Source organism: Rhodococcus sp. 27YEA6, from assembly GCF_044908235.1.
Classification (GTDB): domain Bacteria; phylum Actinomycetota; class Actinomycetes; order Mycobacteriales; family Mycobacteriaceae; genus Rhodococcus_F; species Rhodococcus_F qingshengii.
On the sequence record NZ_JBIYCY010000016.1, the window covers coordinates 71,019 to 96,528 of the forward strand.

Below are 25,510 nucleotides of genomic sequence, written 5' to 3' on the forward strand. Positions count from 1 at the left end.
GACTAGGACTAGTCGGCGTTCGCCACAGCTGGAGTCGGCGTCGTGTCGGTGGACTTTCGGTTACGGCGGATCGTGAAGCCGAACAGCATGACCGCACCGATCAGCGCGTAAAGGAAAAGCGTCAGAGCAGGCTGGCCGACGCCGACGTTGTTGAAGTAGACGATGCTCCGCACGCCTTCGGTGCCGGCGCCGGGTGTGATCCACCGGCCGATGGCGGCATAGAACGAGGGAATCACGTTGGAGCCGAATGCGCCTCCCGCACTGGGATTGCCGAGGATCACGAAGACGGCGATAGCCAGCGGGACTGCCAGAACGCCGATGGCGGCGCGCAATCCGAGTGTGAACATGGCGGTGCCGAACACCACGGCTGTTCCCAGGATCCAGAGCGGGAACCAGTGGCCGGCGAAGGTTCCGAGTACGTGTGAGGTGATGAGGGCGCCGAGGGCTCCCGAGATGATCGAGTAGATCGCGATCACGCCCGTGTGTGCGCTTGCCTGGCGGAGAGTCTTCGGCGCACCGATGAACAGTCCGATGGCTGCCGCAAGGAGATAGCCGCCGACGACCCAGCCGACCGAGAGGTAGAAGCCGGAGAGGCCGCGGTTGTCGTGGGCTCCGACGGGGATCTCGTCGCGGACGACGAACTGTCGGTCCTGTGTCGCCTCGACCTTCGTGAACACCGCTTCGAGTGACGTCGCGATGGAGCTGCCGCCCGCGCTCGCGGTGATCAGGGTGTCCGGCCCGGCCGGGTTGATGACAAACGCGCCCTGGATCTCTCGGTCGTTGATCATGCGGCGAGCGGTCGCCGTGCTGTCGACCACCTGAGCGTCGAGCGGGCTGCCGTCGATGGCGTTGAGTTTGTCGGCGATCTGCTGATCCATGCCGTCGGGTGTGCCCTGATCGGCGATGACCGCGATTTCGATGTCTCGCGGAGTCGGCTGATGGAAGGCGGCGACGTAGCTGAGGATGAAGCCCATCTGCAGCAGGAGCACGCCGACGAACAGCGCGGCCATCACCTTGGGTGCGCCGTATTTCACCAGCAGATTGTCGTGGTGGTGTTCGTCGTGGGTGGAGCTGTTGTCTGGTGCGGCGTGTGCCGGATGCGTAGTGGTCACGAAAGAGTCCTGATCTTGTCGAAAGTAAAGAGCTTGTCAATACCCGAGGTATTGAATACTCTAGGTATCGTGACTGAATCTCGTCAACCGGACTGGACGCCGGTAACCCGCCCCGGACGTGACGTGGTGCGGCAAAGACTGCTCGACGCTGCGGCGGAAGAGTTTGCGGAGCGCGGATTCAGTGCTGCACGTCTCACTGAAGTTGCTCGCCGAGCGGGCTTCACCAAGGGGGCTGTCTACTCCAACTTCGAGTCGAAACAGGATCTGTTCGCCGAACTGTTCGCGCAACGGTCTCTCGAACTGGCCGGCCGGGTGCTCGCCGAGATTGCCGGGATGAACCCGTCCGACGCGGCGGGCAAAGGTGGCGAGGCCATTGCCACGTGGATGGTCGACGACCCGGGGTGGTCGCTTCTCGTCCTCGAATTCGGAGTGCTCGCCGGGCGTGATCCGCAGATCGCTCAGGCGTACTTACGTGAGCGTCGCCACTTGCGCAGCCAACTCGTGGAGTTGATCGGCGAACGTGCCCGTGAATGGGGAGTGGACGATTCCTTTGACGTGCGGACAACCGCAATCTCGTTGATGGCGTTGATATCCGGGCTCGTTCTCGAACACTCCGTGGATCCGGAAGAGGTTGATCAGAGTGTCATGGGTGCCGCCGTGACGGCACTCTTCGCCGGCGCCGTCGCGCGGGCAGGATTGTCCGCCGTCTGAGTTGCTCGGTTGACAGGCAACAGATTTGAGAACTACCCTCTGGGTGCAGTACCTCGTTAGGTGAGGCTTCTGCACGAACACAGGCCACTGATCTCACGACGTCGAGAGACGCCCAAGGTTAGGACAGATCTCCCCGGCTTAAGGGGTGATCCAAAGTGGCTTCCCGGTCTTGATCGGGACACGTCGTGCAGTGCCAAAACTCGGACGTGGAGGTGTTTTCGCAGCTTGATGCCGGTTTCTTCCGGCGAAGGCGAGAGTACGTCGATATTCGGTTCTCCTGGCGTGTGCTGTGCGCATGTACTTGTGTGGCGTCATCGGACGCCCCGAACTTTCAGGAGGTGACCATCGTGGACGACCCGCCGAGTCGATATTCGACCCATCCTTCTGTTCTTGCCGACGATGCTCACCCCGGTCTTTTGCTCTTCAGTCACTGACTCTTTGCATCCTCGGCTTCATCTGCGCGGCTTTGCCGCGACCGCTGACGACTTCCATTGTCGCTCAGCGCATTCTGCTGCCCTCATGCACTGGCATGGTCCGGCGTGTTCGGGCAGCCGAGGAGATTCGTCATGTCATTTTCCGTTCTCGCATTGCGGCCACGGCCCACGAGAAACAGTGCACAACAAACACATTCAACAGTCCTGGCAAAGGAAAGCGCACAGGAATTGGTCGACTTCTCGGCCTCGGACACGCGCACCGTTCTCGCGGATCTGACCACGACGGCCAACGGCCTTCGTGACGATCAGATCGACGATCTTCGTCGGCAATACGGGCGCAACGATGTCCGCCACGACCGCCCGGCGCCGGCAATCGTGCAGTTCGCGGGAGCCTTCAAGAACCCGTTCATCCTGATCCTGGTATTCCTCGCCCTGATCATGGTCGGGACCGACGTGGTCTGGGCGGACCCCGAGGACGGTCCTTCCTACGAGGGCATCATCACTCTCGGGTTGATGATCTTTGTCAGTGTCTCACTGAGGTTCTGGCAGGAATACCGTTCGAGTCGCGCCGCCGAGGCGCTCAAGGCGATGGTTACGACGACCGTCGCGGCCACCCGCAAGATCAACAACACCGTGGTCACGGCTGAGATTCCGATCGAGCAGTTACTGCCGGGGGATGTAGTCCAGCTTGCCGCCGGCGACATGATCCCGGCCGATGTCCGCATCATTCGGGCCAAGGATCTACAGGTCAATCAGTCCATGCTCAGCGGTGAATCGATGCCGGCCGAGAAGTCGGCGGACCCGTCGTCGGGGATCGACGTCGATCGGCTGCTCGAAGCCGAGAACATCGGGTTCATGGGTACTTCCGTCGTGTCGGGCAGTGGCACCGCCGTTGCGGTGCACACCGGCAAGCGGACTTACTTCGGTGCCATGACAGCACAATTGGCGTCCAAGCGACCCGAAACCAGCTTCGACGTCGGGGTGCGCAGTGTCAGCTATCTGCTGATCAAGTTCATGCTGATCATGGTTCCCGCGGTGTTCATCATCAACGGACTGACCAAGGACTGGAGCCAAGCACTACTCTTCGGCGTCGCCACCGCGGTGGGGTTGACTCCGGAAATGTTGCCGCTCATCGTGACGGCGAACCTGGCCAAGGGTGCGCTCCACATGTCGCGCAAGAAGGTGATCGTCAAGCAGATCAACGCGATTCAGAACTTCGGTGCCATGGACGTTCTGTGCACGGACAAGACCGGAACTCTCACCGAGGACCGCATCGTTCTCGGTGAGCATCTCGACACTGCCGGACGTAAGTCCGAGGACGTATTGCGGCTAGCGGCGGTCAATTCCGTGAATCAGACCGGATTGCGCAGTCTTCTCGACGACGCGGTGATCGAGGCCGCCGGTCCCGAAGTGGTCGAGGAGATCTCGCGTCGGCACGGGTTGGTGGACGAGATTCCCTTCGACTTCAAGCGCCGTCGACTCTCCGTGGTGGTCGACCATGGAGACGCCGATCTGATCGTAACCAAAGGTGCAGTGGAAGAGCTCCTTTCGGTCTGTGAATCGGTGGAACTGGACGGGGTGACCCACCAATTGACACCGGGATGGCTGGCCCGAGTCGACCGTCTGGTCGCGGAGCTGAACGGTCAAGGCAAGCGAGTGCTTGCGGTGGCAACCAAGACAGTCGTCGAAGAGCAGCGCCGCGAGTACTCGACGGCCGACGAAGAGGGCATGACCCTGGTCGGTCTGCTGGCATTCCTCGACCCGCCGAAGGAATCTGCGGCCGGGGCGATCGAAGCCCTCGCGAGCCACGGAGTCGCGGTCAAGGTAGTGACGGGTGACAACGAACTGGTCGCCGAAACCGTCTGCGGCAAAGTCGGTATCGACGTGGGGACCGTGGTCTCCGGCGCCGAGATCGAAGCGTTGAGCGACGACGCCCTCGACGAGTTGGTGCAGCGGACAACCGTATTCGCGAAGACGGATCCGATGCAGAAGGCACGCATTGTCGAATCGCTGCGCCGGGTCGGCCACACGGTTGGTTTCCTCGGTGACGGTGTCAACGACGCACCCGCACTGCGGGCTGCGGACGTCGGCATCTCCGTTGACACAGCGGCGGACATCGCCCGCGAATCCGCGGACATCATCTTGCTGGAGAAGGACCTCGGCGTACTCGAACAAGGAGTCATCGAAGGGCGTCGTACCTTCGGAAACATCCAGAAGTACATCAAGATGACTGCGTCGTCGAACTTCGGGAACGTCTTCTCGGTGCTCGTCGCCAGCGCCCTGCTGCCGTTCATCCCCATGATTCCCGTAGTTCTGTTGTTGCAGAACCTGATCTACGATCTCTCGATGCTCACGATCCCGTGGGACCGTGTCGACGACGACTTCCTCGCGAAGCCCCGCAAGTGGGAGACCAAGAGCCTTCGCCGGTTCATGGTGTTCATCGGCCCGATCAGTTCGATCTTCGACATCTCGACGTTCGCGCTGATGTGGTTCGTGTTCGCCGCCAACTCTCCCGAGCATGCAGCGCTGTTCCAATCGGGTTGGTTCATCGAGTCATTGATCTCTCAGACGCTGATCGTTCACATGATCCGCACCCGCAAGATCCCGTTCATCCAGTCGCGTGCATCGCTGCCGGTACTGCTCAGCACAGGCGCCGCCTGCGTCTTCGCGCTGGTGTTCCCGTTCACGTCCTGGGGTCATTCCCTCGGGTTGGTTTCACTGCCGTGGAACTACTTCCCGTGGCTGGTCCTCACTCTCGCGGCATACTGCGTCGTCACGCAGGTGGCCAAGGGAATGTTCATCCGTCGATTCGCGACCTGGCTCTAGGAGTTCACCGTGGAAATCCACGTCATCCTTGTGCGGATAGCGCTCGGGCTCGTCCTCGGCGCTGCCGTCGGGATCGAAAGGCAATGGCGCGCAAGGATGGCGGGTCTGCGAACCAACGCGTTGGTGAGCTTGGGTGCGACGCTCTTCGTCATCATGGGCGCGTACGGGTTTCAGGGCCCGGACGCTGATCCGACGCGCGTCGCAGCGCAGATCGTCTCGGGGATCGGTTTCCTCGGTGCTGGAGTGATCATGAAGCAGGGTGCGTCGGTCACCGGCCTGAACACTGCCGCCACTCTGTGGGCCACTGCCGCCGTCGGCGCACTGGCAGGTGGCGGAATGTACTGGGTCGCGGTGTTCGGTGCCGGCGCAATCATGTTGGCGAACACGCTGTTGAGGCCGTTGGGCCGGATGATGGATCACCAGCCTGCCCGAACCGGACGCGAAGAACCACCCGCGGACTACACCTTCGAGGTGACCTGTCACGGCGACGCCGAAGCTCACATCAGAGGTCTTACCGTGCAGTCCATTTCGAGGCCCGAGTTTCAGCTCCGGTCAGTGCAGTCCTTCGACATCCCGGACAGCGACCGCGTGCGGGTGGTGGCCGAACTGGCTGCCGCGGAGCGTGACGACGGACTCCTGGAATCCGCCGTCAGCCGGCTGAGCTTGGAACCGTTGGTGACTCACGTCCGGTGGGAGGTGGAACCGTCGAAGTAGTTTCGGAGGCCAGACTCTCAAATCCAGAATTGCGGAGGACTCGTACCGGCACCGGCGTACTATGCCAATGTGGGAGCAGAGCTCCCTACAGTCGGCACAGAGTCTTTCCGGTGTTGTTGCCATTGAGCATTCCGACGAGCGCGGTGGGTGCTAGGTCGAGCCCATCGAATACTGTCTCCTGGTACGTCATCATGCCTTTGGCGAGGTAACCGCCGACCTCCGAACGTACGTCCGCATACAACTCGTCATATGCCCCTGCGCGAAACCCTCTCACTCGCAGGCTCTTTGCGGTGATCTGGAAGAGATTCGTTGGCCCGGGCGCGGGGGAAGATGTGTCGTAGGTCGAGACGGCCCCACACATCGCGATGCGGCCGCCTGGCCGGAGGTGATCGAGGGCTGCGCCCAGATGATCGCCACCGACGTTGTCGAAGTAGGCGTCGATACCGCCCGGGACGGCTTTGGTCAGTTGCGTCTTCAAATCGCCGGCACGGTAATCGATTGCATGGGAGACGCCTAATACACGCCGGAGGTATTCGACCTTCTCCGGGCCGCCTGCGGATGCGACAACCGTGTTGCCTCGCAGCACTGCCAATTGCACCGCAATGCTTCCGACGGCGCCGGCTGCTGCTGAAACCCAAAGTACATCATCGTTTTTGAGCTCGAGGACCTCGAAAAGCCCTACGTAGGCGGTCAAGCCGGCACTGCCTAGTGGCCCAAGGTACCACTGAGGGGGAAAGTTGCCCGGAGTAATCTTCGTTAGCCCGCCTGTACCACCGAGCGTTTCACCGTCTGCGGTAACCACCGCGTAACTGCGATATCCGAACATGTGAGAGACCATCTCGCCAGCACTGAATCCCGGACTTCGAGATTCGACGACAGTGCCGATAGCCAGGCCGACCAGTGGATCTCCGGGAGCCAGGGGTCGTAGATACCCCGAAGGCGTTGTGGCGCTGAGCCGCAGTCGGATCGACGGATCTATCGAAAGCCAAGTGTTTCGGATCAGAACCTCACCCCGCGACAAGGTAGGCACGTCGGCATCGACGATCGTGAAATGTTCCGGCGCTAGAGGGCCGGACGGACGTGTGGTCAGGCACACAACTCGATTGTGAATGGCGATGATCCTTTCCGGATAGCTGGGATCTTGTACGGACCGGCAAGGGAACGCAGTGCAAGGCAAATATTGCGAAAACTTTCCCAGTTGATTCTAAACTGAATTAAGTTCAGTCTAGCATTTGTTGATCGAGAGGAACGCTATGGATAGCGATCGGCCAGTGAGCATCTTTGCGCCACTGCGCATCAGGCGACTCCGCATGATGCTTGGCTTCCAACTGTGCGCAAGCGTCGGAGTATGGATTCTGGTACTTGCAGTGCAGTGGACATTCACCGAAACCGGGGAGTCTGCGACGACGGTGTCGATGGTTCAGTTCGCCGCCAGCTTGCCGTTCTTCCTGTTGGCGTTGCCGATCGGCGCGATGGCCGAGTTCGTCAGCCATCGCCTACTGCTCGTCGGAACCGCAATGGTGTTGACTGGGTCGACGATCCTGCTGGCGGTACTGCAGCAGTTGGGCTTGGCGAAAACTCCGATTTTGATGCTCGCGGTCTTCGTCGCCGGCGCAGGTCTGGCGTCCGTCGCTATCGTCTGGCAGGCGTTGCTGCCCAACATAGTCAGCCGCGAGATGATGGCGGTGGTTCCTGCGATCGACGGCGCCGTCTTCAATGGCGCTCGCGCAGTCGGGCCGGTTATCGGTGGTGCCGTTCTCGCCGGCTGGGGATCGACTTCGGCTTTCGCCTTGACTGCCGCTCTGTTCGCCGTCTGCGTCTTCGTCTCGGCACGGACGGTACCCGCATCGACCGGGCGGGTCGAAGTGCACAATTCGATAGGCCAGGCGGTGGCAGGAAGCGTGCGCTTCATTCGCCATTCCCGCTGGACCAGGCGATTGCTGCTGCGACTGACCATGTTCGGGATCCCGGCGAGTTGTCTGTGGGGGCTTCTGCCGCTGGTCGCGCATGATCGGTTGCAGGTGAGTACGTTCGGCTTCGGAATCCTCTCCGGCGCAATCGGAATCGGCGCCGTGCTCGGTACGATCCTGCTGATGCCGCTGCGCGCGCGGATGAGTTGGAATCACTTCGTGGCGCTAGGCTCGGGTGCATATGCGCTTGTCCTGATCGGTTTGGTCGTGATCCCGTGGTTCAGCGCGATGTTTGCCGTTCTTGTAGTGGTTGGCGCCGGGTGGGTCGGGGTTCAGAGCACCTGGATGATCGCCGCTCATGCCGTGGTTCCCCGATGGATCAAGGCGCGTGTTATCGCCTTCGTCATGTTGATGTTTCAGGGGAGCCAGGCGATCGGCGCCCTGTTGTGGGGCGTCCTTGCCGACTCGCTCGGCCTCGTTCCCGCCGTGCTACTGGCCGCACTGTTGATGTTCGTCTCGGTGTTCGAGACAGTTCGCCGCGGGATCATGCCGAGTGAGGCGATTGCCCCCGAACTGACCGGGGCACCGGATCCCTTGGCCCCTAATGCCGAATACTCCGGTCTGCGCGTGATCGTCGAGACCACCTATCACGTGCTCCCGGGCCGCACGGAAGAATTTCTCGACAACGTGCACGAACTCAAACTCTCCCGGCGGCGTCTTGGTGCACTGCGCTGGAGCGTGTCGCGATCGGCAAACGAGCCCGACATCTACGTTGAACACTGCACGTTCCGTGATTGGTCTGAGTACCTCGCTCAGGAGACCGAGCGACTGACCGTTCCGGAGAATCGGGTGCGGACGAAATTGGCCGAATATCTTGTCTTAGCGCCGCAAACCCGATTACTTGTCGAGCCGAAGCTATTTTGACAAAGCACGATGCCCGGTTTTGCACGTCTTCGGAAGACGTGCAAAACCGGGCATTTCTACGGAACTGACCCCGATCAGACGGTGAATCTACCACCGTTGCTCAGTAGTACGGCCCCGACGACGTTGGCGGCACCCGGCGACGCCAGGTACAGGATGTTATCTGCCAATTCCTCGGCGGTTGCGTAACCGCGGAATCCGTCCTGTGTCATCGCAGCGCGAAGGTTGGTCGGAGTGCGACTGGCCATTCCTGTGTCGACTGGTCCCGGAGCGATCGTGTTAACCCGGATGCCAAAGGGCGCAACCTCTTTAGCTACAGCCTGGCTTACCGCATGAACTCCGGCCTTCGAAGCTGAGTAGTGTGGGTAGCCAACAAGCGTGTCGAACGCCGAGGACGAGCCGACCGTCACGATGGCGCCGCTGCGGGCTGGTTTCATCGCCCGGACTGCTTCGCGGAGTATGAAGAACGTACCGTCGAGGTTGATCGACATGACCCGTCGCCAATCTTCGTCCTCGAGGTGAGTGAGAACGTCAACCGGTTCATTACGCTCAGCTGCCTCGTAGATGCGCTGTTTACTCTTCGGGTCGTCGACGCCGGCGGCATGGACGACGATGTCAACCCGCCCCTGCTCGGCGATCACTCTCGTGAAAGCCTGGGTCACCTGCGCCGAATTGCCGACATCCAAACCGATGGCCTGGCCACCGACCACAGACGCTGCTACCTCGGTTACCGCAGCTTCGTTGACGTCGCACAGATACACCGCCACGGCGCCCCGGTCAGCGAGCAGACGCGCTGTGGCAGCGCCGATTCCGGAACCTGCTCCGGTTACCACTGCGACCTGGCCCTCGAACTGCCGATCAGACATCGAATACACCTTTCAGTCCCGTCGATCCGCTCGCTTGGCGGCCGCGGGTATTACGAGTAGAACACGTGCACGTGGAACGGTTGTCAAGCAGTTCAGTTGAACAGGGCTTCGAGGTCGTCGCGGTAACGCGCGGCGCCGTCACCCGTGGTCACCTCGGTGTTCTGATCAGGAACCTCTTGAGCATTCGCGATCGAACCTTCGATGTCGGGCAACACCGAGCTGTAACCGACCGACGTGGCCTCCTGGCCGGGTCGGGTGACCATGAAGTCGGCCAATACCTGCGCGGCATTGGGATGCGGTGACGAGCCGAGAGTCAGACCGTACCAACGCGCTCCCCAGATATGTTCTCCGGCAGACCATTCAACCGGTGCCCCGGAGTCCTTGGATGCCAACATCGGATCGGCCATCAAGCCGGCGGCGATCTCACCGGAAGCGAGTGCCTGAGCGAGCGGCTGATTGCTCGGATAGATGCGTGGGTTCTGGTCGGCAAGCTTCTCCAGATACTCCCTGCCGCCGTAGTACTTCTCGATGTGGGAGTAGAAGTCCAGGTATGTCGGTGACGTTGACGGACTGACGATTCCGACCTTGCCCTTGAGCACAGGAGCGAGAAGATCTGCCGGGGAAGAGACACCGCCGGGCAGCTGGTCGGTGTTCCAGCCGAATCCCAGGATCACTGCCCCTTCGAGGAAGTACTTGTCCGAGACGATGCTTGTATCCCGGCGATAGTCCGGGTTGTCGAAACTCGGCCCGATCGGCTTGGTCGCCTTGCCTGTATCCTTGACAGTATTCATCCACGACACGTCGGTGATCACCGCGAGGTCTCCGATTCCCTTGCCGGACTTGCTTTCGGCATCGATCTTGGAAAGCAGATCCGAATCGACTCCGCGGACGACCTCGAGATCGATTGCGGGGTAGGCCTTTTCGAAGGCAGTTTCCAGGGCTGCGAGTCGGGGCGCCGCCTGGGTCGAGTAAATCGTGACCTTTCCCTCGTTGTTGGCCGCAGCAACGACGTCGTCCCACGAACCTGAAACCGGCTCTGACGGGGCAGCGGGAGCGTTGCTACACGCCGTCAACGCGAGCGCCACCGCGGCGAGTGCCACGGTGGTTCTGAAAACCTGAGGGATCATGCGAGCTGCTCCGTTTCTGGTACCTGCCGAAACAAAATCAAACCTAATTCAGTTCATATTAGAGTGACTCAGCCCACAATGCAACCGTCATGTCGGGAGTGACATCGATTGACTCTCTCCTCGCTGCGCTTCTACTGTAATCAAATTGAGGTCAGTTCAATTTGAATGGGAGGCGCTCACCGGCGCCGGACAATTGGAGTCAATTTGAGTAGCAATGAATACGATCTGCTGGTAATCGGGGCTGGAATGGCCGGATTGACTGCTGGGGCAAAAGCTTCCGCAGCAGGCAGGCGAGTGTGCTTGATCGAGATCAGCGCCGACGTCGGAGGTTCGGCGCGATTCGCTGGATACGCCTGGAGCGCACCGAATCACGACGTCATGGCCGAACAGAACCCGAGGGGCGACGAAGCTCTCAAGCGCCACCTCGTCGACAGCTTTGATGTCGGTGTCGAGTGGATCCGCTCGATTGGCATTGACGTCGACGCGGCGCAGCCCATTCTGAGCTTCGGTCGCGGGCACAGATTCGACACCAATCACTACGTCGACACCTGCAAGCGAATCGTTCTTGACGCCGGCGGATCGGTCGTGCTCGATACCGCGACCGAAGGGCTCCTGTTCGAGGACGGTGCCGTCCGCGGCGCCGTGGTACGTACGGGTGCCGAGCCCGCGCGCGAGATTCGGGCCGGCCAGATCCTCCTGGCAACCGGCGGATTCCAAGGCAACAAGGAATTGCTCGCTCAGCACGTCCACCCGGACGCAGGCCGGATGGCCTTGCGTTCGAACCCACACAGTTGCGGCGAAGGTTACCGCCTCGCGATCGAGGTCGGCGCGTCGACCGGCGTCGAGGATGCCGGCTTCTACGGGCATCTGATTCCGAGCGGTGTTGAACTTGCCGATCCCGCAGACTTCGTCGACATGTCGCTGTACTACAGCGAGCATGCGCTTCTCTTCAGTCTCGACAACGAACGGTTCGTCGACGAAACGCTCGGCGATCACCTCACCACGATGGCTCTTCTCGAACAGCCGCAGGGCCGAGGCCTGCTGATTGCCGACGCGCGCGTGCACCGCGACTGGATGGTCGCGTCGTATGTCGAAGGTGCTGTGGCCGTTGACAAATTCGAACTTGCCAGCAGGCGTGGTGGCAGGGTCGGCCTCGCCGAGGACCTCGAGGAACTCGAATTTTTGCCGGAGGAATGGGGATACGACGGAGCGGCGATCGCTGCGGCGATCAGGAAGTTCAACGAGGCGGCCTCCCAGGGTGCAGAACTGGTTCCAGGCCGTAGACTCGATCGCGCTCCCTTACTCGAGGGGCCCTACTACGTGATCGAAACGGTTCCCGCGGTCACCTTCCCGTTTCACGGGATTCGGATCGACACGCAAGCCCGAGTTCTGGACGCCGCCGGACTGCCCATCCCCGGACTGTTTGCAGCAGGCTCCGACACCGGCGGATTGTGGAACCGGGCGTACGCCGGTGGCCTCGCCTCGGCTCTGGTGTTCGGTCTGTCCGCAGCCTCCGCTGCCGTCGGCTGACTTGTTCCGTTGGCGGTGTCGAGCCATCGCCCTGTTTCTTCGAAGCAATTTCCACGTCCGTGAACTTCGTGATTGACATCACAAGCTATGGGCACTACCTTCGAACTGACATCAGTTCAGTTTAAGCGGGTGGCTCTCGATTCGGCAGCCTCCGCCCGAGACCAGGCGCGATGACACACCGCGCAGGGTCAGCTTCAGAAATGCCGACGCGAGAACATCTCTCACTGGAGTGCCCACGACATGTCGATACATCGACGTCCGACGGCATGCCCGAAAGGAAGCCATGAAGTCATTCGTCCGCACCCTGGTGGCGTTGAGCGCCGCCGCAGCCATGGTCGGCATCTCGGGATGTGGCAGTAGTGAACCCGCGTCTGCTGCCGTCGACGGCAGCTGGGAAGATGTGGTCGCTGCAGCGAACGAAGAGGGCAAGGTGATGCTCTATTCGAGCCAGAAGCCGGCCAACCTCGATGCGCTCAAGGTCGCATTCCACGCTGAGTACCCGCAAATCGAATTGGAATACGTTCGCGGTACCGATCCGGATATCAATCCCCGGGTCGAGACCGAACACAAGATCGGTAAGGGTACCGCCGACGTCCACATGCTCACCGACTCGGCATGGATCCAGAACGCCGCCAAGTCCGGTACCTATTCCGCCGAATTGGTCGGGCCCGCACTCGAAGCCCCCGAATTCGATCCAGCGGCGAGCGTGCTCGACAACCGGTTCTTCCTCACCAGCGCGGCCGTCTTTGCGCTCGGCTGGAATACCGATGCGGTACCGAACGGACTGAAGACGCCGCAGGACATCCTCAATCCGGCCTACCGCGGCAAGATCGGCATCGTCAACCCTGTGGGGATCGCTTCGTACGTCGACATGTACCGGCACTTCGCGAACACATACGGGGAGGACTACTGGAACAAGCTTGCGGAGCTGCAACCCCGCATCTACCCGAGCGCGCTCGGTGTGGCCCAGGCCCTGACGTCCGGCGAGATCGTCGTCAGCCCCTCGGTGCAGCCGCTGGTGACCGAAGTGAACTCAGGCGCGCCTGTCGACTGGGTGCTGCCGCAGCAGCCGTGGGGAACCCCTTGGTACTCCCACGTTTTGAACACGGCGCCGCATCCGAACGCCGCCCAGGTGTTGGCCAACTTCCTGGTAACTGTCGCAGGTCAGACCGCCCTCAACGACGGATACGCTGCTGCACTCCCGAATATTCCTGGGGCTGTCGCCCGGGCTCAGGACATCGCGCTGCCCAATCCCGAAGACTTGACACCGGAAAAGGTCGAGCAGTACTCCCAGCAGTGGCAAAAGCTCTTCCAGTAACACCGAAACATGGCTCCGCAGAACATAAGCGCCAATCAACAAGTGGAAGGCTGACCTTGAACCACCTCACGGATTCGATGCGGGGAACGAATGTTCTTGTCACGGGAGCATCCGGCGGTATTGGCGGGGCCTGCGCCGAACTGTTCGCCGCGCACGGCGCAACCGTTTACCTTACCGATGTCAACGACGACGCCGGAAGCGCGTTCACTGCGACGTTGGGCGCAAACGCGTATTACCGCCATCTCGACGTGACGAGCGAGACTGACTGGGCCGACGCAACAGCGGCGATGGCGGCGGCCGGCCACGACATGACGGTGCTGGTCAACAGTGCCGGAGCTGCGATGAAGGCGACTCTGGCAGATACGTCACTCGACCAGTTTCGTCGGATGATCGACCTGAATCTTGTTGGCACATTCCTGGGGCTGAAGGCCGCAGCCGCGTCAATGGCAGATGGTGGGTGCGTCATCAATCTCGCATCATTGCGTGGCGTGCTCGCGACCGCCGAGTTGGGTGCTTACGGCGCAGCGAAATTCGGGGTCCGAGCCCTGACCAAGGTGGCCGCACTCGAGCTTGCCGACCGCGGTATCCGAGTCAATTCCGTCTGCCCCGGCAGCATCGAAACCGAAATCACGTCGGTATCGGACTTCTCCAACGACGACGTCGAAGCGTATGTGCGCAGCATTCCGATGCAACGCCGTGGCGCGCCGAGCGAGGTCGCGAGGGTCATTCGTTTCCTGGCCACTGACGACAGCAGCTACGTAACCGGAACCGACATCCTCGTCGACGGTGGCCAGGCCGCCGGTGTTCGTACCCCCAAAATCTCGAACGAGAAAGTATAGAAATGGCATCACAATTCGCAGTTTCAGGTCTCACGAAGACTTACGGATCGAACGTGGTGGTCGATCAACTCGATCTCGAAATCGAGCAGGGTGAGTTCCTTGTCCTGCTCGGTCCGAGCGGTTGCGGCAAGACCACAACGCTGCGGTGCCTGGCGGGATTGGAAACACCTCAGGGCGGCTCGATCTCGTTCGGCGGTAGGCACGTTTTCGATGCCTCCACCAAAACCGATGTCCCCGCACACAAGCGGAACATCGGCATGGTGTTCCAGTCGTATGCGCTCTGGCCGCACATGACGGTCCGGGACAACATCCGATACCCGCTCAAGGTCCGCAAGCTCAAACAGGCCATCGCAGACGGTGCGGTGGAGAAGGCTGCCGAGATGGTCGATTGCGGCGCACTGCTCGATCGGTACCCGTCGCAGCTCAGTGGTGGGCAGCAACAGCGAGTTGCGGTGGCCCGTGGACTCGTTGCGCAACCGGATCTGGTCTTGTTCGACGAACCCCTGAGCAACTTGGATGCACGGCTCCGCGACCAGGTGCGCTCCCAGATCCATCAGCTGCATCAAAGCCTGGGCTTTACCGCAGTTTTCGTCACGCACGATCAGGCCGAGGCTTTCGCTCTTGCCGACCGGATCGCAATCATGAAGTCCGGCAGAATCGAACAGTACGACGCGCCGGAGCACGTGTTCGAGAATCCGGTGTCCGAGTATGTCGCCGCTTTCATCGGCATGGGCAATCGACTGGAGCTGCGCCGCGCCCACGACGGTTGGAACACGAGCGCGAACGACGTCATCGATCTCAGCAACGCCAGCGTGCGGGACCGCGCTGACGAGGGCACCGCCGCGGTGGCGCGGTTCCGACCGGACGACGTGCAGATGCATGCCTCGATGGACGACGTTCCGGCCGGAAACGTTGCACTGCACGCCGAACTGGTGACATACGAGTACGCCGGACGACACTTCGACGTATTGGTCAAGACAGGTACCGAACAACTGGCATTGCGTGCCAGTGCCGCCGAACACAGTGCCACACTGCGCGCCAGTGATCCGGGTACGCCCATGGTGATCAGCTTCTCTCCGTCCAGTCTGCGGGTATACGCCGATCCGGACGCCGCTGCGGTGACCGTCCCCGAATTGGTCGCACCGGGTGTAGGAGACCGATCCTGATGGCAACCGCAACCGCAACCGCAACCGCAACGGCCGGCGGATCCGTCAAGTCGTTCTCGATTTCACGGCAGTGGCAGGCCCGCATCGGCTACGCGATTCTGATCGCCGTTCTTGCGTATCTCGTAGTGCTGCCGATGATTCGGCTGCAGATGCTGGCGTTCGAGGACGGCGGCGCGGGTTACCGTACGCAGTACGGCCGCTACGATGTGGCCGAGGCGATCTGGACGACGATCGCCCTGGCACTCGGCTCGCTCGTGATCGCGATGGTCCTCGGTACCGTACTTGCGTTCGCCGCCAGCCGACTCCCGGAGAAACTGGGATGGCTTCGCATCGTCCCCATCCTCCCGATCGTCATGCCCGCCGTCGCAAACATCGTCGGCTGGGCATTCCTGCTCTCGCCCGGTCCCGGCTACCTCAACGTGCTCCTGCGCAAGCTCCCCTGGTGGAGCGGGACCGACACCGGACCCATCGACGTGTACACCATCCCGTGGATCGTGATCCTCACAGGTTTCGGCCTCACGTCGTTCGTCTACTTGTTCGTCAGCTCCGGCATGCAGAACATCAGTTCGGAACACCTCGAAGCCGCTCAGGTGAGCGGATCGTCAACGGTCGGAATCTTCTTCAAGATCGTGCTGCCCTTGCTGCGGCCTTCACTCATCTACGGCGGCGGAATCGCATTGCTACTCGGTCTGGGACAGTTCACCGGTCCGCTACTGCTGGGCCAGAATTCGGGCGTCAAGGTCCTGACCACGGAGATGTACCGCCGAGTGTCCGAGTCCCCTTCGGATTTCGCGGCCGCGGCAGCTGCCGGTTCACCACTGGTGATCTTCGGTTTGGTGCTCGTCCTGGTGCAGAAGGTGCTGCTGGGCAACCAGACTCGGTTTGTCACGCACGGAGGCAAGGCATTTGCCTCGTCCACCGGCCGGGCTACCTGGGCGACGGCCACCGTGGTGATCTTCTCGATGTTCGCACTGGTCATTCCGCTGATCGGGCTGATCATCGTCTCGCTGACGCCGTATTGGTCCGGATCGCTGTCGTGGGGTTTACTGACCCTGGACAACTTCCGGGAGCTCTGGTCGACTAGTGCGATCACCGAATCCGTTGTCACCAGCGTACTTACCTCTCTGGGAGCGGTGATCATCTGCATTCCGATCGGGTACGCGCTGGCCAACCTCCTGGTCCGCGGGCGGCGCTTCAAGATCCTGGCGCTGCTGGCCGATCTGATGACCGCCCTGCCGCTCGGCATCCCCGCAGTGATCTTCGGCGTCGGCTTCCTGCTGACCTACACCGAACCGCCGTTCATCCTGTACGGCACCCGCACGGTCATCATCCTCGTCTACATCGTTCTGATGCTGCCGTTCGCCACACGGATGCAGATGACAGCCATGCTTGCACTCGGAAACACATACAACGAGGCCTCGGCCACCAGCGGTGCATCCCCCTTCGTCACGACGCTGCGAATCATGTTGCCGCTCATGCGTCCGACGGTTCTCAGTGCCGTCGCGCTGATGTTCATCTTGCTCACGCACGAGTTCGCCGCGTCGCTCCTGGTACGCGCTTCCACAACTCAGGTGATGGGAACGCTGCTGTTCGACATGTGGCAGAACGGTTCGTATCCGATGGTGGCCGCCATGGCGCTGCTGATGACCGCGGTGACCACGATCGGCGTTGCCATCGCCATGCTGGTCGGCGGGCGTAACGTCCTGAGCAAGCTGTGACAGAAAGTGAGGCTGAAACGATGTCGGTGGGCAATACTCGTTTGCGTGAGAAAGTGGTACTGGTTACCGGAGCCACCGGCGGTATCGGCGTCGAAATCGTCGGCCGCCTTGCATCCGAGGGTGCTTCGGTGATCGTGACCGATATCAGTGGTGACGCGTGCGCCGAAGTGGTCGCGAAGCAGGATCAGCCCGACCGCCATCAGGCTCTCGCACTCGACATCGCTCGCGAAGAGCAATGGCAGAGGGTCATAGAGGCTGTCACCGAGCGGTATTCCCGACTCGACGCTGTGGTGAACAACGGTGCGATCGGTAGTTTGGCTTCCGTCGTCGACGAAGACATCGATCGGTACAACAAAGTCATCGAGGTCAGTCAGACCGGAACGTGGCTCGGCATGAAACACGCCGGGGCCTATATCGAAAGCACTGGCGGCGGTTCGGTCGTCAACATCTGCTCGATCCTCGGCACGGTCGGCGGATTGGGTAACAGCTTCGCCTACGCGGCCGCCAAGGGTGCGGTCCGCACGATGACAAAGAACGCCGCATTGCACTGGGCCACGAAGGGTGTGCGCGTGAATTCGGTGCATCCGGGATTTATCGAGACCCAGCAACTGCTGCGGCGTTACGAGGGTAGTGAGCGGCACCGGGCGATGATTGCGAATACGCCGATGGGCCGACTTGGCACGGCTTCAGAAGTTGCTGCCGCCGTGGCTTTTCTGGCTGGCGATGACTCGACGTTCGTCACCGGTATCGAACTCTATGTCGACGGCGGATGGACCTGCGCCTGAGGGGGTCGGTAAACGGGGTGGATCTCTTCAGTTCGAACTGAAGTGATCCACCCCGTTCCTGTTTTTCACGGACAACTGCCCACGTTCGACAAGCACGTCGAGGTGGGCAAGCGTCTCGCAGGTGGCCACCATCTGGTTGAAGGTATCGAGAGAATCGAAGCCGCGTTCGCGCCGGGTCCAGGTCAACACCTGCGCCACTTGCAGCCCTGAGACCTCGCCCAATTCGGCTACCGCAGAAGCAGTCTGACCCAGACGGTGATCGTGGTGCGCCAACAACTCCCGGCATCGCGCGTGCAGACCCGCGCCTGTGCCGCCGTGCGCCGGCATCATGATCCGGTCCCGGTCGTCGAGCATCATCTCCAGCGAGCGGAGGTACGCTCCGAGTGGCAGCTCCCAATCGCCGAGTTCGAATCCGATCGATGGCGTGATCGTCGGCAACACATGGTCTCCGGTGAAAGAGACGTCGCGTTCGAGGTCATGAAAAACCATGTGCCCCTTGGTGTGTCCGGGAGTGTGTACCGCGGACAAGCGATGGCCTGGAATATCGAGAGCGCCGGGGGAGAGCCAGTGATCGGGAGCCTCCCAGTCCGAGGGCTCGAAGGGTTCGTCGATCGAGTCTCGATAGACCTGCTCGGCGATTGTCGCTGCGCCGGATCGGTGCAGCTGAAGAATTGAGCTCTCCGGAACATTGTTGCCCAGCTTGGCGATTGCGGCGATACCGGGAGATTCGGCTGCGCCGAGGTGGATTCGAGAACCATGCCGTCGACGCAGTTCAACGGCAAACGTGTAGTGGTCACGGTGGACATGCGTGACATAGATGTCGTGAATCTCCGCCGGGTTACGACCGATCAGCGCTAGGGCGTCGGACAGTTCGGCGTGCGTGCTGTTGCGATGCCAACCGCCGTCGACCAGCGCCAGTCCGTCCGTGGTCTCGAGCGCGTAGACGTTGATTGCACGCAGGCCGTCCTGCGGCATCTGCAATGGGATCCGGAAAACGCCGTCGGCGACGCGATAGCAACCGGGCCGATCCCAAGAGTCGGTCATTTTCCGCTGTCGGCGAGCGGCACCATGGTCTTTTCGTCGCCGTACCACATCATCCGGCGGCCACCCATGGTTCCGACGTGATCAACGGCGGCCTGCCACTGCGGACTCGCCAGCGCGGCTTCGAGTGCCTCCCGCGATTCGAAACTCAAGACGGACAAGCCATCCCACCCCTCCGACTTGCTGCCGAAAGCTTCGAGCAATTCGGTGTGCTGCCATCGCAGAAGGCCGGGAAGGGGATAGGTGACTTCCGCGTGTTCGCCGCGCCACCAAGTGATGAACTGCTGATAGGTCCAGTCGGTGGGTCGGGATGCGACGAGAACGAGATTGTACATATCAACTCCTAATTGAATTCACTTTAGTTTCGATGGGCAGTCCAAACTGATACTCGCCGTGCGCGGAGTGATCTACGCGCACACCATCCGCAGGGCCGCATCGGTCACTCGTTCGGCGATCTCTGTCAGGCTGAGTTTGCCGTCCGGCCGGTACCAGCGCCAAACACTGATCACGAGGGCCAAGACGAGTCGGCCCATCAAGCGAGGATCGGAATCAGCGAAGACGCCTTCCTTGATTCCGCTCGCAATCAGCGCGGTCCACTTTTCTTCGATCGCTTGAACGAGTTCACGGGACTTCAGTCGTTCGGACTCCTCTTTTTCCGACTGTCGCTCCGCGGCAAGAAGATCCATGTGGCTCTGAAGAATGCGGCGCTGCAGAGCATCCCTCGGTGAAGCCTTGAGTGATACGACGATTGCCGCCCTGAGTGCCTTTGTGGGATCCGAGTCGCCCTCGGTTGCAACAGTGACTCGCTCCAACGAATCGGCCAATTCCAGCCGCATGATTGTCAGGAGGCAATGCGCTTTCGATTCGAAATAGTGATAGAGCGCCGTCTGTCCTATACCGACCTCGTCGGCAATCGACGCCCACTTGGTGTGCTCGTAACCCAATTTGCCGAACTGGTCGATCGCCGTGGCAAGAATGAGAGTTCGTTTGGAGCGCGGACTCTCCCGGCGCAACGCGGTCTCTGCTGTCATGTGGCTCCCCCGGAGGTGCGTGGATGATTAGTTCGACCTTACCCCTTTTTGAGATGAACTCGTGTCAATTTCAGAGGCCAGGCCTGAGGCGAGCGCCACCGCATCGGCCCTGGAAAGTTTGCCGACTCGGTTCTGAGGAAGATCTTCGACGGAGAAGAGAAACTCCGGCCACTTGAACTTTGGAAAGCCCCTCGCGGCAAGCTGGGTGGTCGCCTCCGCCAGCGTCAGCGGCGCACCACCAGTGACGACGAGGGCTGCCGCACGCTCGCCCAGAAGGTCATCTGGGACGGGAACGACGCAGACCTGAACCACTGCGGGCAACGACGCGATCGCAGATTCCATTTCGTTGATGTCGATATTGCGGCCGCCGCGGATGATGATTTGTTTCTGGCGTCCCATGACGCAGATCGATCCGTCTTCACCGACTTCGACCAGATCGCCCGTCGGCAGGAAGCCGTCCGCGGTGAGCTCGGGCAGTACCGGAGCACCGCCGCGCGCATAACCGACGAACAGTGACGGTCCCTTCACCTGGGCGTCACCGATCTCGCCTGCGGTGAGCAGCGCCCCGGCGGTGTCGACCGCTCGAACGACGGTGCCGGGGAACGGACGTCCGTCCCGCCCCAGTCGGACGGCCGGCGGATCGTCCAGACGTGGGGTCGTGTGGCCCAGGCATTCGGACATGCCGAATACTCGAAGAAAGGTGGTACCCAGGACGGTTTCGGCGTTCCCGAGTGTGCGCTCGTTCATCGGACCGCCACCAACCGTCAGGGCGCGCATCGCCGAGAGCTTACCGCCAGCCCTTTCGGTAACCGAGAGCTGCAGGGCCATGGTCGGTACCAGCATCGTCCAGGCGACCCGGTGCTTCGCCATTGCCTCCAGTGCTACCGCAGGCGACCACTTGGCGATCGAAACCATCTGTCCGCCAAGGTAAGCAGGCAGATACATCCCGAAACAGAAAGCTGCGACGGACGACAGCGGCACAAAAGCGCCGACCGCCTCACCCTGTTGCAATCCGACAGTATCGATGGTGCTCCGGCACGCGTAGCGGATTGCCTCCTCGGACTGGACGACACACTTCGGGCGACCGGTCGAACCGGAGGTCATCGCGATCGCGGTGCCGCCGCGCCAGCGCTCAACCGAGGCGAAATCCCCCTGCCGAGACCGGAGCACTCGCGTTCCGAAAGCGGCTACCGAACCGGCAAACTGGTCGTCCTTGATGCCCCAGCGGGTCAGTGCGTCGGCATCGGCCACCACGAGATCCGGGTCGATGTCGTCGATCGCCATCTCGAACTCGGATTCGGTGGCGTGTGGACTGAAGACCGCCACTACGCCGCCGCGAAGTCCGATCGCGAGGGCGGTAGCCACCGTCTGCCACGTATTGTCGGCCTGAATGAGCGCAGTCGGTGCCCCGCCGTCGAGCGAAGCGATGGTATCGGCCAGCAAGCGAGCCGCCTCCACGATCGAACCGATTGTGTGAGAACCTAACTCGTCGATCACCGCAATCTCGGCCGGATTGCCTTCCGCCCGGGCGAGCATCTCCTGTGCCAGCAACTTCACTGCGGCGTCCCTCTTCCGTCTTCGAGTTCGATTGTGTGTTGGATGTTTACAGCGATGAAGGGGCTGTGGGAACCAGTACGGCGCGGCCGGACAGATCGCCTGAACGCAGGCGATCGTATGCCTCCAGTGCGCTGTCGAACGTGAACGTGGTCACCTCGGCATGCAGCTTTCCTGCACTGGCGAGTTCGACCACCTGACGCAGGTCCTCGATGGTGCCCCAGAACGGCGCCCGAACTTGCCAGCCGTTGACCAAACCAAGGCTTTTGCCGACGGTCAGTTGCCCGCCCGCACTTCCCACGACGACAACTCGGCCGCCGGGAGCGAGAAGCGCCGGAGCGGGTTCGACCGTCGCCTGAGCCCCGACAAAGTCGAAGACCACGTCGGCACCGCCGAGGCTCGCCACAGCCTCTGTCGCTTCCGCGAGCGTCGCAAAACACGCGTGTGCTCCCGATTCGAGCGCGAGAGCGTGTGTCTGGGTTCTTGTCTCGACGGCGATGATGTCTGTGACGCCGAAAGAGCGCAGGATCTGCACCGCCAGATGGCCGAGACCGCCGATTCCTATCACCAAAGCCACAGTGTCCGAGTCGATGACGTCGCTGTTGGTCCGGATCGCATGATATGCGGTCAGGCCGGCGTCGGCGAGCGGAGCGGCCTGCTGGGGGCTCAGCGAACCGACGCGAACGAGAACAGCTTCCGAGGGCACCAGCAGGTATTCTGCCAGCCCGCCCGGATGGCCCAACCCGTTTCCGATCGGGCTGAGTCGGCCGTCCCCACGCGGGACTTTCTCCAAGCAGTAGTTCTCGCGCTCGCGCCGGCAATTGCGGCACCGGCCACATGGCCAAACACCATGAATGACAACATTTTCACCGATCCACGCGTGATCGGCCAGCGGTCCCGCACCGACGACGGTACCGGCAACCTCATGGCCGAGTGTGAGCGGCAACGGGTAATCGAAACGTCCGGCGGGCGAATCCATGACGTGCAGATCCGAGCGGCACAGACCAGCGGCGCCGACTTTGATCAACAGTTGCCCCTCAGCGGGCTCGGGTACGGGGATCTCACGCACCTGCGGAGGCTGACCCCACGCCGTCAGCTGGACTGCCAACATCAGCGCGCCGTCCAACCACCGTCGACAACCAGCGCCTGGCCGGTCATGTACGAGGAGGCATCCGAGGCCAGGAACAGCACTGCGCCGTTTATCTCACCTTCGACCCCGCCGCGGCCGAGCATGGTGTTCTTACGCACCCACCCCGCCGATTTGTCATTGCTGAACAGTCCGTCGGTCATCTCCGTATCGAACCACCCAGGCACGACGGAGTTCACGCGGATCCCCCTGCGTCCCCACTGACCGGCCAATTCCCGGGTCAAGCCGAGTGCTCCGGCCTTGGAGGCCGCATAGCTCGCGCCACCGATCGGGGCCGTGGACACCAGCCCGATCACCGAGGAGATGTTGATGTACGACGCGCGTTCGTTCTCCGGAAGTCGGGTCGAGGCGTAGGTCGCCAGGTGAAATCCGGATACCAGATTGAGCTCGAGTACCGAATTGAATCCCGCGATGGTTTCGTCCTCGGCGTTCGGCGGTCCCGGCATGCCGGCATTGTTGACGAGTACGTCCAGCCGTCCGGACTGTTCGTAACACCTGTCGATCAGGGCGCGCCGATCAGCGTCGTCGGTGATGTCGCAACGAACCGGAACAATTCCCGGTACCTCGGCTGCCAAGTCCTGTAGGCGGTCGAGCCGGCGGGCCGCGGCGTACACCGTGGCCCCGGCACTGGCCAGTGTGCGCGCAAATCCCATTCCGAGACCAGACGACGCACCCGTCACGATCGCTACCCGTCCGGCCAGTCCGAACATCTCGGTCAGCATCTGTCCACCTTCGAATCCGTTGTCTGTCATGGCTTTACTGCGATATCAGGACATCGCAGCGTCAGTACACGGCGGTTCGGCCGCCGTCGACCGGGATGAGCGCGCCGGTCGTGTAGCCGGCCGCATCCGAGGCCAGGTGCGTCACCAGACCGGCGATCTCCTCAGGCCGGCCCAGTCGCCCGGCAGGCAGACGGTCCACGATCTTTCCGATGAACTCGTCGTCCCAGTTCTCGGCCATGTCGGTAGCGAAACCGCCTGGCATCACACAGTTCACCCGCACCGTCGGTGCATACTCCTGAGCAAACGCCCGGGTGAGCGCATTGAGGCCGTTCTTGGCCGCGGCGTACATCGCTTCCGGTGGGCTCGGGCGCTCCGCACCGATACTGGAGATGTTGATGATCGAGCCGCCGCCGGCCGCCCGCATCCGGTCTCCCGCGACTGCCATCAGCCGGAAGGGTCCCTTGACGTTGACCTCGATAGTTTTGTCCCACAGCCCTTCCGAGGCGGAGAGCAAGTTGTCGGCCAGCGGTGCGATGCCGGCATTGTTGACCACGATGTCGAGGCTGCCGAATTCGGCAATGATCTGGTCGACCGCGGGCTCGATACTGTCCCAGTGCCCGACGTGCAGGGCGAACGGGTGAGCGGTTCCCGGGCCGGTGTCACCGAGCGACGCCACCGCTTCGCGGCAGGACTCGAGCTTTCGGCTGGACACGATCACGGTCGCGCCCGCGTCCCGGAGTCCGCGCGCGATGGCCAGTCCCAAACCGCGGCTCGCGCCGGTCACGAGCGCGACCTTACCGGTCAATTCTGGTGTACTCATTTGTGCTTCTTCACCTCGAGGCGGGCAATGGTGCGCAGATGAACCTCGCTGGGTCCGTCTGCAATCTGCAGGGCGCGGGTAATCGCATACAGCCGAGCCAGGATCGTGTCGTTGCTGACTCCGGCGGCGCCGAAGGTCTGCACCGCGCGGTCGACAACCTTGTGCGCAACTTCCATTGCTGCCACCTTGATGGCGGCCACTTCCGAGCGCGCAGACGCGTTGCCCTGGGTATCCATCAACCAAGCCGACTTGAGTACGAGCAACCTGATTTGGTCGATCTCGATGCGGCTGCGGGCAATCCATTCACGCACTACGCCGCGGTCGGCAAGGGGGCCTCCGAACGCTTCCCTTTCGAGCGCGCGCTTACACATCATGTCCAGTGCCCGTTCTGCCATACCGACTGCGCGCATCGCGTAGTGCATCCGGCCGGGGCCCAGGCGTCCCTGTGCGATGGCGAATCCGTCGCCCTCGGCGCCGAGCATGTTTGCAGCCGGTACCCGAACATCGGTGAATTGAACTTCGCCGTGGCCGAGTCGGTCTTGGAAGCCGAACATCGGCAGGTCCCGAATGACCTCAACGCCGGGCGCGTCGGCCGGTACCAGGATCATGCTCTGCTGTCGGTAGGTCGGGCCTTCGGGATCCGACTTGCCCATGAAGATCATGAGCTTGCAGTCAGGATCGAGGATGCCGGAGGTGTACCACTTACGGCCGTTGAGCACGTATTCGTCACCGTCACGTTGGATAGTCGATCGAATGTTTGTCGCATCCGAACTTGCCACGGCCGGTTCGGTCATCGCAAAAGCCGAACGAATACTGCAGTCCAGCAACGGCTTCAACCACTGCGCCTTCTGTTCGTCGGTGCCGAACATGGCGAGGATCTCCATGTTTCCGGTATCGGGAGCCGAGCAGTTGATCGTCTCGTTACCGATGATGGAGCGGCCGACGATCTCAGCCAGCGGAGCGTATTCGAGATTGGTGAGCCCGGCACCGAGTCCGTCGTGCGTCATGAACAGATTCCACAGACCCAATTCGCGTGCCTTCGCCTGCAGATCGCGCATGATCTGGGGCTGTTCGTGCGGGTTGTCGTTGGCAGCGACCTGGGCGTCGTACACCGATTCCGCCGGATAGACGTAATCGGCCATGAAAGATTCGAGCTTGCCGAGCAGTTCCTCGGTCCGCGGGGAATAGGCGAAATCCACGGTAGGTCTCCTTAGGTGA

Annotated in this window: 22 protein-coding genes and 1 riboswitch; of the genes, 10 read left to right on the forward strand and 12 right to left on the reverse strand. The window is 61.7% G+C overall.

Annotated elements, in window-relative coordinates:
• Positions 1-8: 8 nt before the first annotated feature.
• Positions 9-1,112, reverse strand: coding sequence for a membrane protein (locus ABH939_RS27815; RefSeq protein ID WP_003941129.1), 1,104 nt, complete (start codon positions 1,110-1,112; stop codon positions 9-11).
• A gap of 126 nt (positions 1,113-1,238) precedes the next feature.
• Here ABH939_RS27815 and ABH939_RS27820 point away from each other — a divergent pair, with 126 nt between their 5' ends.
• From ABH939_RS27820 to ABH939_RS27830, 3 genes are all read left to right on the forward strand, one after another.
• On the forward strand, positions 1,239-1,823 hold the full coding sequence (locus tag ABH939_RS27820; RefSeq protein WP_037129354.1) for a TetR/AcrR family transcriptional regulator: 585 nt from the start codon (positions 1,239-1,241) through the stop codon (positions 1,821-1,823).
• A gap of 45 nt (positions 1,824-1,868) precedes the next feature.
• A riboswitch (M-box (ykoK) riboswitch) is annotated at positions 1,869-2,042 on the forward strand.
• Between the two features lie 347 nt (positions 2,043-2,389).
• Complete coding sequence (gene mgtA / locus ABH939_RS27825; protein ID WP_209448310.1) at positions 2,390-5,083, forward strand: magnesium-translocating P-type ATPase; 2,694 nt, start codon at positions 2,390-2,392, stop codon at positions 5,081-5,083.
• 9 nt (positions 5,084-5,092) lie between these two features.
• Positions 5,093-5,797 carry an MgtC/SapB family protein gene (locus tag ABH939_RS27830; RefSeq protein ID WP_003941187.1) on the forward strand — a complete coding sequence of 235 codons (705 nt, stop codon included), beginning with the start codon at positions 5,093-5,095 and terminating at the stop codon, positions 5,795-5,797.
• A gap of 85 nt (positions 5,798-5,882) precedes the next feature.
• Here ABH939_RS27830 and ABH939_RS27835 read toward each other — a convergent pair whose 3' ends face one another.
• Positions 5,883-6,893 (reverse strand): NADP-dependent oxidoreductase, encoded by a 1,011-nt coding sequence (locus ABH939_RS27835; RefSeq protein ID WP_256083043.1) that lies wholly within the window; start codon positions 6,891-6,893, stop codon positions 5,883-5,885.
• A gap of 175 nt (positions 6,894-7,068) precedes the next feature.
• Here ABH939_RS27835 and ABH939_RS27840 point away from each other — a divergent pair, with 175 nt between their 5' ends.
• Positions 7,069-8,631, forward strand: a complete 1,563-nt coding sequence (locus tag ABH939_RS27840) for an MFS transporter (RefSeq protein ID WP_063315094.1) — start codon at positions 7,069-7,071, stop codon at positions 8,629-8,631.
• A 74-nt stretch (positions 8,632-8,705) separates the two neighbouring features.
• Here the strand turns inward: ABH939_RS27840 and ABH939_RS27845 are convergent, their stop codons facing one another.
• Together ABH939_RS27845 and ABH939_RS27850 are read right to left on the reverse strand one after the other, a co-directional pair.
• Positions 8,706-9,494 (reverse strand): SDR family NAD(P)-dependent oxidoreductase, encoded by a 789-nt coding sequence (locus ABH939_RS27845; protein ID WP_021333757.1) that lies wholly within the window; start codon positions 9,492-9,494, stop codon positions 8,706-8,708.
• 92 nt (positions 9,495-9,586) lie between these two features.
• On the reverse strand, positions 9,587-10,621 hold the full coding sequence (locus tag ABH939_RS27850; RefSeq protein WP_063315093.1) for an ABC transporter substrate-binding protein: 1,035 nt from the start codon (positions 10,619-10,621) through the stop codon (positions 9,587-9,589).
• A 204-nt stretch (positions 10,622-10,825) separates the two neighbouring features.
• Between ABH939_RS27850 and ABH939_RS27855 the strand changes: the two genes are divergently transcribed.
• From ABH939_RS27855 to ABH939_RS27880, 6 genes are all read left to right on the forward strand, one after another.
• The gene (locus ABH939_RS27855; RefSeq protein WP_172403421.1) at positions 10,826-12,151 is read left to right on the forward strand and encodes an FAD-binding protein; all 1,326 of its coding nucleotides are present in this window, start codon (positions 10,826-10,828) and stop codon (positions 12,149-12,151) included.
• Positions 12,152-12,434: 283 nt separating this feature from the next.
• Positions 12,435-13,469 (forward strand): ABC transporter substrate-binding protein, encoded by a 1,035-nt coding sequence (locus tag ABH939_RS27860; protein ID WP_021333760.1) that lies wholly within the window; start codon positions 12,435-12,437, stop codon positions 13,467-13,469.
• Between the two features lie 77 nt (positions 13,470-13,546).
• Positions 13,547-14,308 (forward strand): SDR family NAD(P)-dependent oxidoreductase, encoded by a 762-nt coding sequence (locus ABH939_RS27865; RefSeq protein ID WP_021333761.1) that lies wholly within the window; start codon positions 13,547-13,549, stop codon positions 14,306-14,308.
• A gap of 2 nt (positions 14,309-14,310) precedes the next feature.
• Entirely contained in the window at positions 14,311-15,474 is a 1,164-nt protein-coding gene (locus tag ABH939_RS27870) for an ABC transporter ATP-binding protein (RefSeq protein WP_021333762.1), read from the forward strand.
• On the forward strand, positions 15,474-17,192 hold the full coding sequence (locus tag ABH939_RS27875; RefSeq protein ID WP_063315092.1) for an iron ABC transporter permease: 1,719 nt from the start codon (positions 15,474-15,476) through the stop codon (positions 17,190-17,192). The genes ABH939_RS27870 and ABH939_RS27875 overlap by 1 nt, the downstream gene beginning before the upstream one ends.
• 20 nt (positions 17,193-17,212) lie before the next feature.
• Positions 17,213-17,977 (forward strand): SDR family NAD(P)-dependent oxidoreductase, encoded by a 765-nt coding sequence (locus ABH939_RS27880; protein ID WP_031331685.1) that lies wholly within the window; start codon positions 17,213-17,215, stop codon positions 17,975-17,977.
• A gap of 27 nt (positions 17,978-18,004) precedes the next feature.
• Here the strand turns inward: ABH939_RS27880 and ABH939_RS27885 are convergent, their stop codons facing one another.
• The 8 genes from ABH939_RS27885 to ABH939_RS27920 all read right to left on the reverse strand — a co-directional run bounded on the left by ABH939_RS27885 (position 18,005) and on the right by ABH939_RS27920 (position 25,491).
• Complete coding sequence (locus ABH939_RS27885) at positions 18,005-19,021, reverse strand: MBL fold metallo-hydrolase (RefSeq protein WP_021333765.1); 1,017 nt, start codon at positions 19,019-19,021, stop codon at positions 18,005-18,007.
• Positions 19,018-19,353 carry an EthD family reductase gene (locus ABH939_RS27890; protein ID WP_021333766.1) on the reverse strand — a complete coding sequence of 112 codons (336 nt, stop codon included), beginning with the start codon at positions 19,351-19,353 and terminating at the stop codon, positions 19,018-19,020. Before ABH939_RS27890 ends, ABH939_RS27885 begins: the two co-directional genes overlap by 4 nt.
• A gap of 72 nt (positions 19,354-19,425) precedes the next feature.
• Positions 19,426-20,049: a TetR family transcriptional regulator gene (locus ABH939_RS27895; protein WP_063315091.1), complete on the reverse strand. Its 624-nt coding sequence runs from the start codon at positions 20,047-20,049 to the stop codon at positions 19,426-19,428.
• A 27-nt stretch (positions 20,050-20,076) separates the two neighbouring features.
• Positions 20,077-21,585 (reverse strand): class I adenylate-forming enzyme family protein, encoded by a 1,509-nt coding sequence (locus tag ABH939_RS27900; protein WP_063315169.1) that lies wholly within the window; start codon positions 21,583-21,585, stop codon positions 20,077-20,079.
• 67 nt (positions 21,586-21,652) lie between these two features.
• Entirely contained in the window at positions 21,653-22,714 is a 1,062-nt protein-coding gene (locus tag ABH939_RS27905; RefSeq protein WP_045066632.1) for an NAD(P)-dependent alcohol dehydrogenase, read from the reverse strand.
• Positions 22,714-23,502, reverse strand: coding sequence for an SDR family NAD(P)-dependent oxidoreductase (locus tag ABH939_RS27910; RefSeq protein WP_082845685.1), 789 nt, complete (start codon positions 23,500-23,502; stop codon positions 22,714-22,716). The genes ABH939_RS27905 and ABH939_RS27910 overlap by 1 nt, the downstream gene beginning before the upstream one ends.
• A 31-nt stretch (positions 23,503-23,533) precedes the next feature.
• Positions 23,534-24,292, reverse strand: coding sequence for an SDR family NAD(P)-dependent oxidoreductase (locus ABH939_RS27915; RefSeq protein ID WP_045064304.1), 759 nt, complete (start codon positions 24,290-24,292; stop codon positions 23,534-23,536).
• A complete protein-coding gene (locus tag ABH939_RS27920; protein ID WP_063315090.1) occupies positions 24,289-25,491 on the reverse strand; it encodes an acyl-CoA dehydrogenase family protein in 1,203 nt (400 codons plus the stop codon). Before ABH939_RS27920 ends, ABH939_RS27915 begins: the two co-directional genes overlap by 4 nt.
• Positions 25,492-25,510 lie beyond the last annotated feature (19 nt).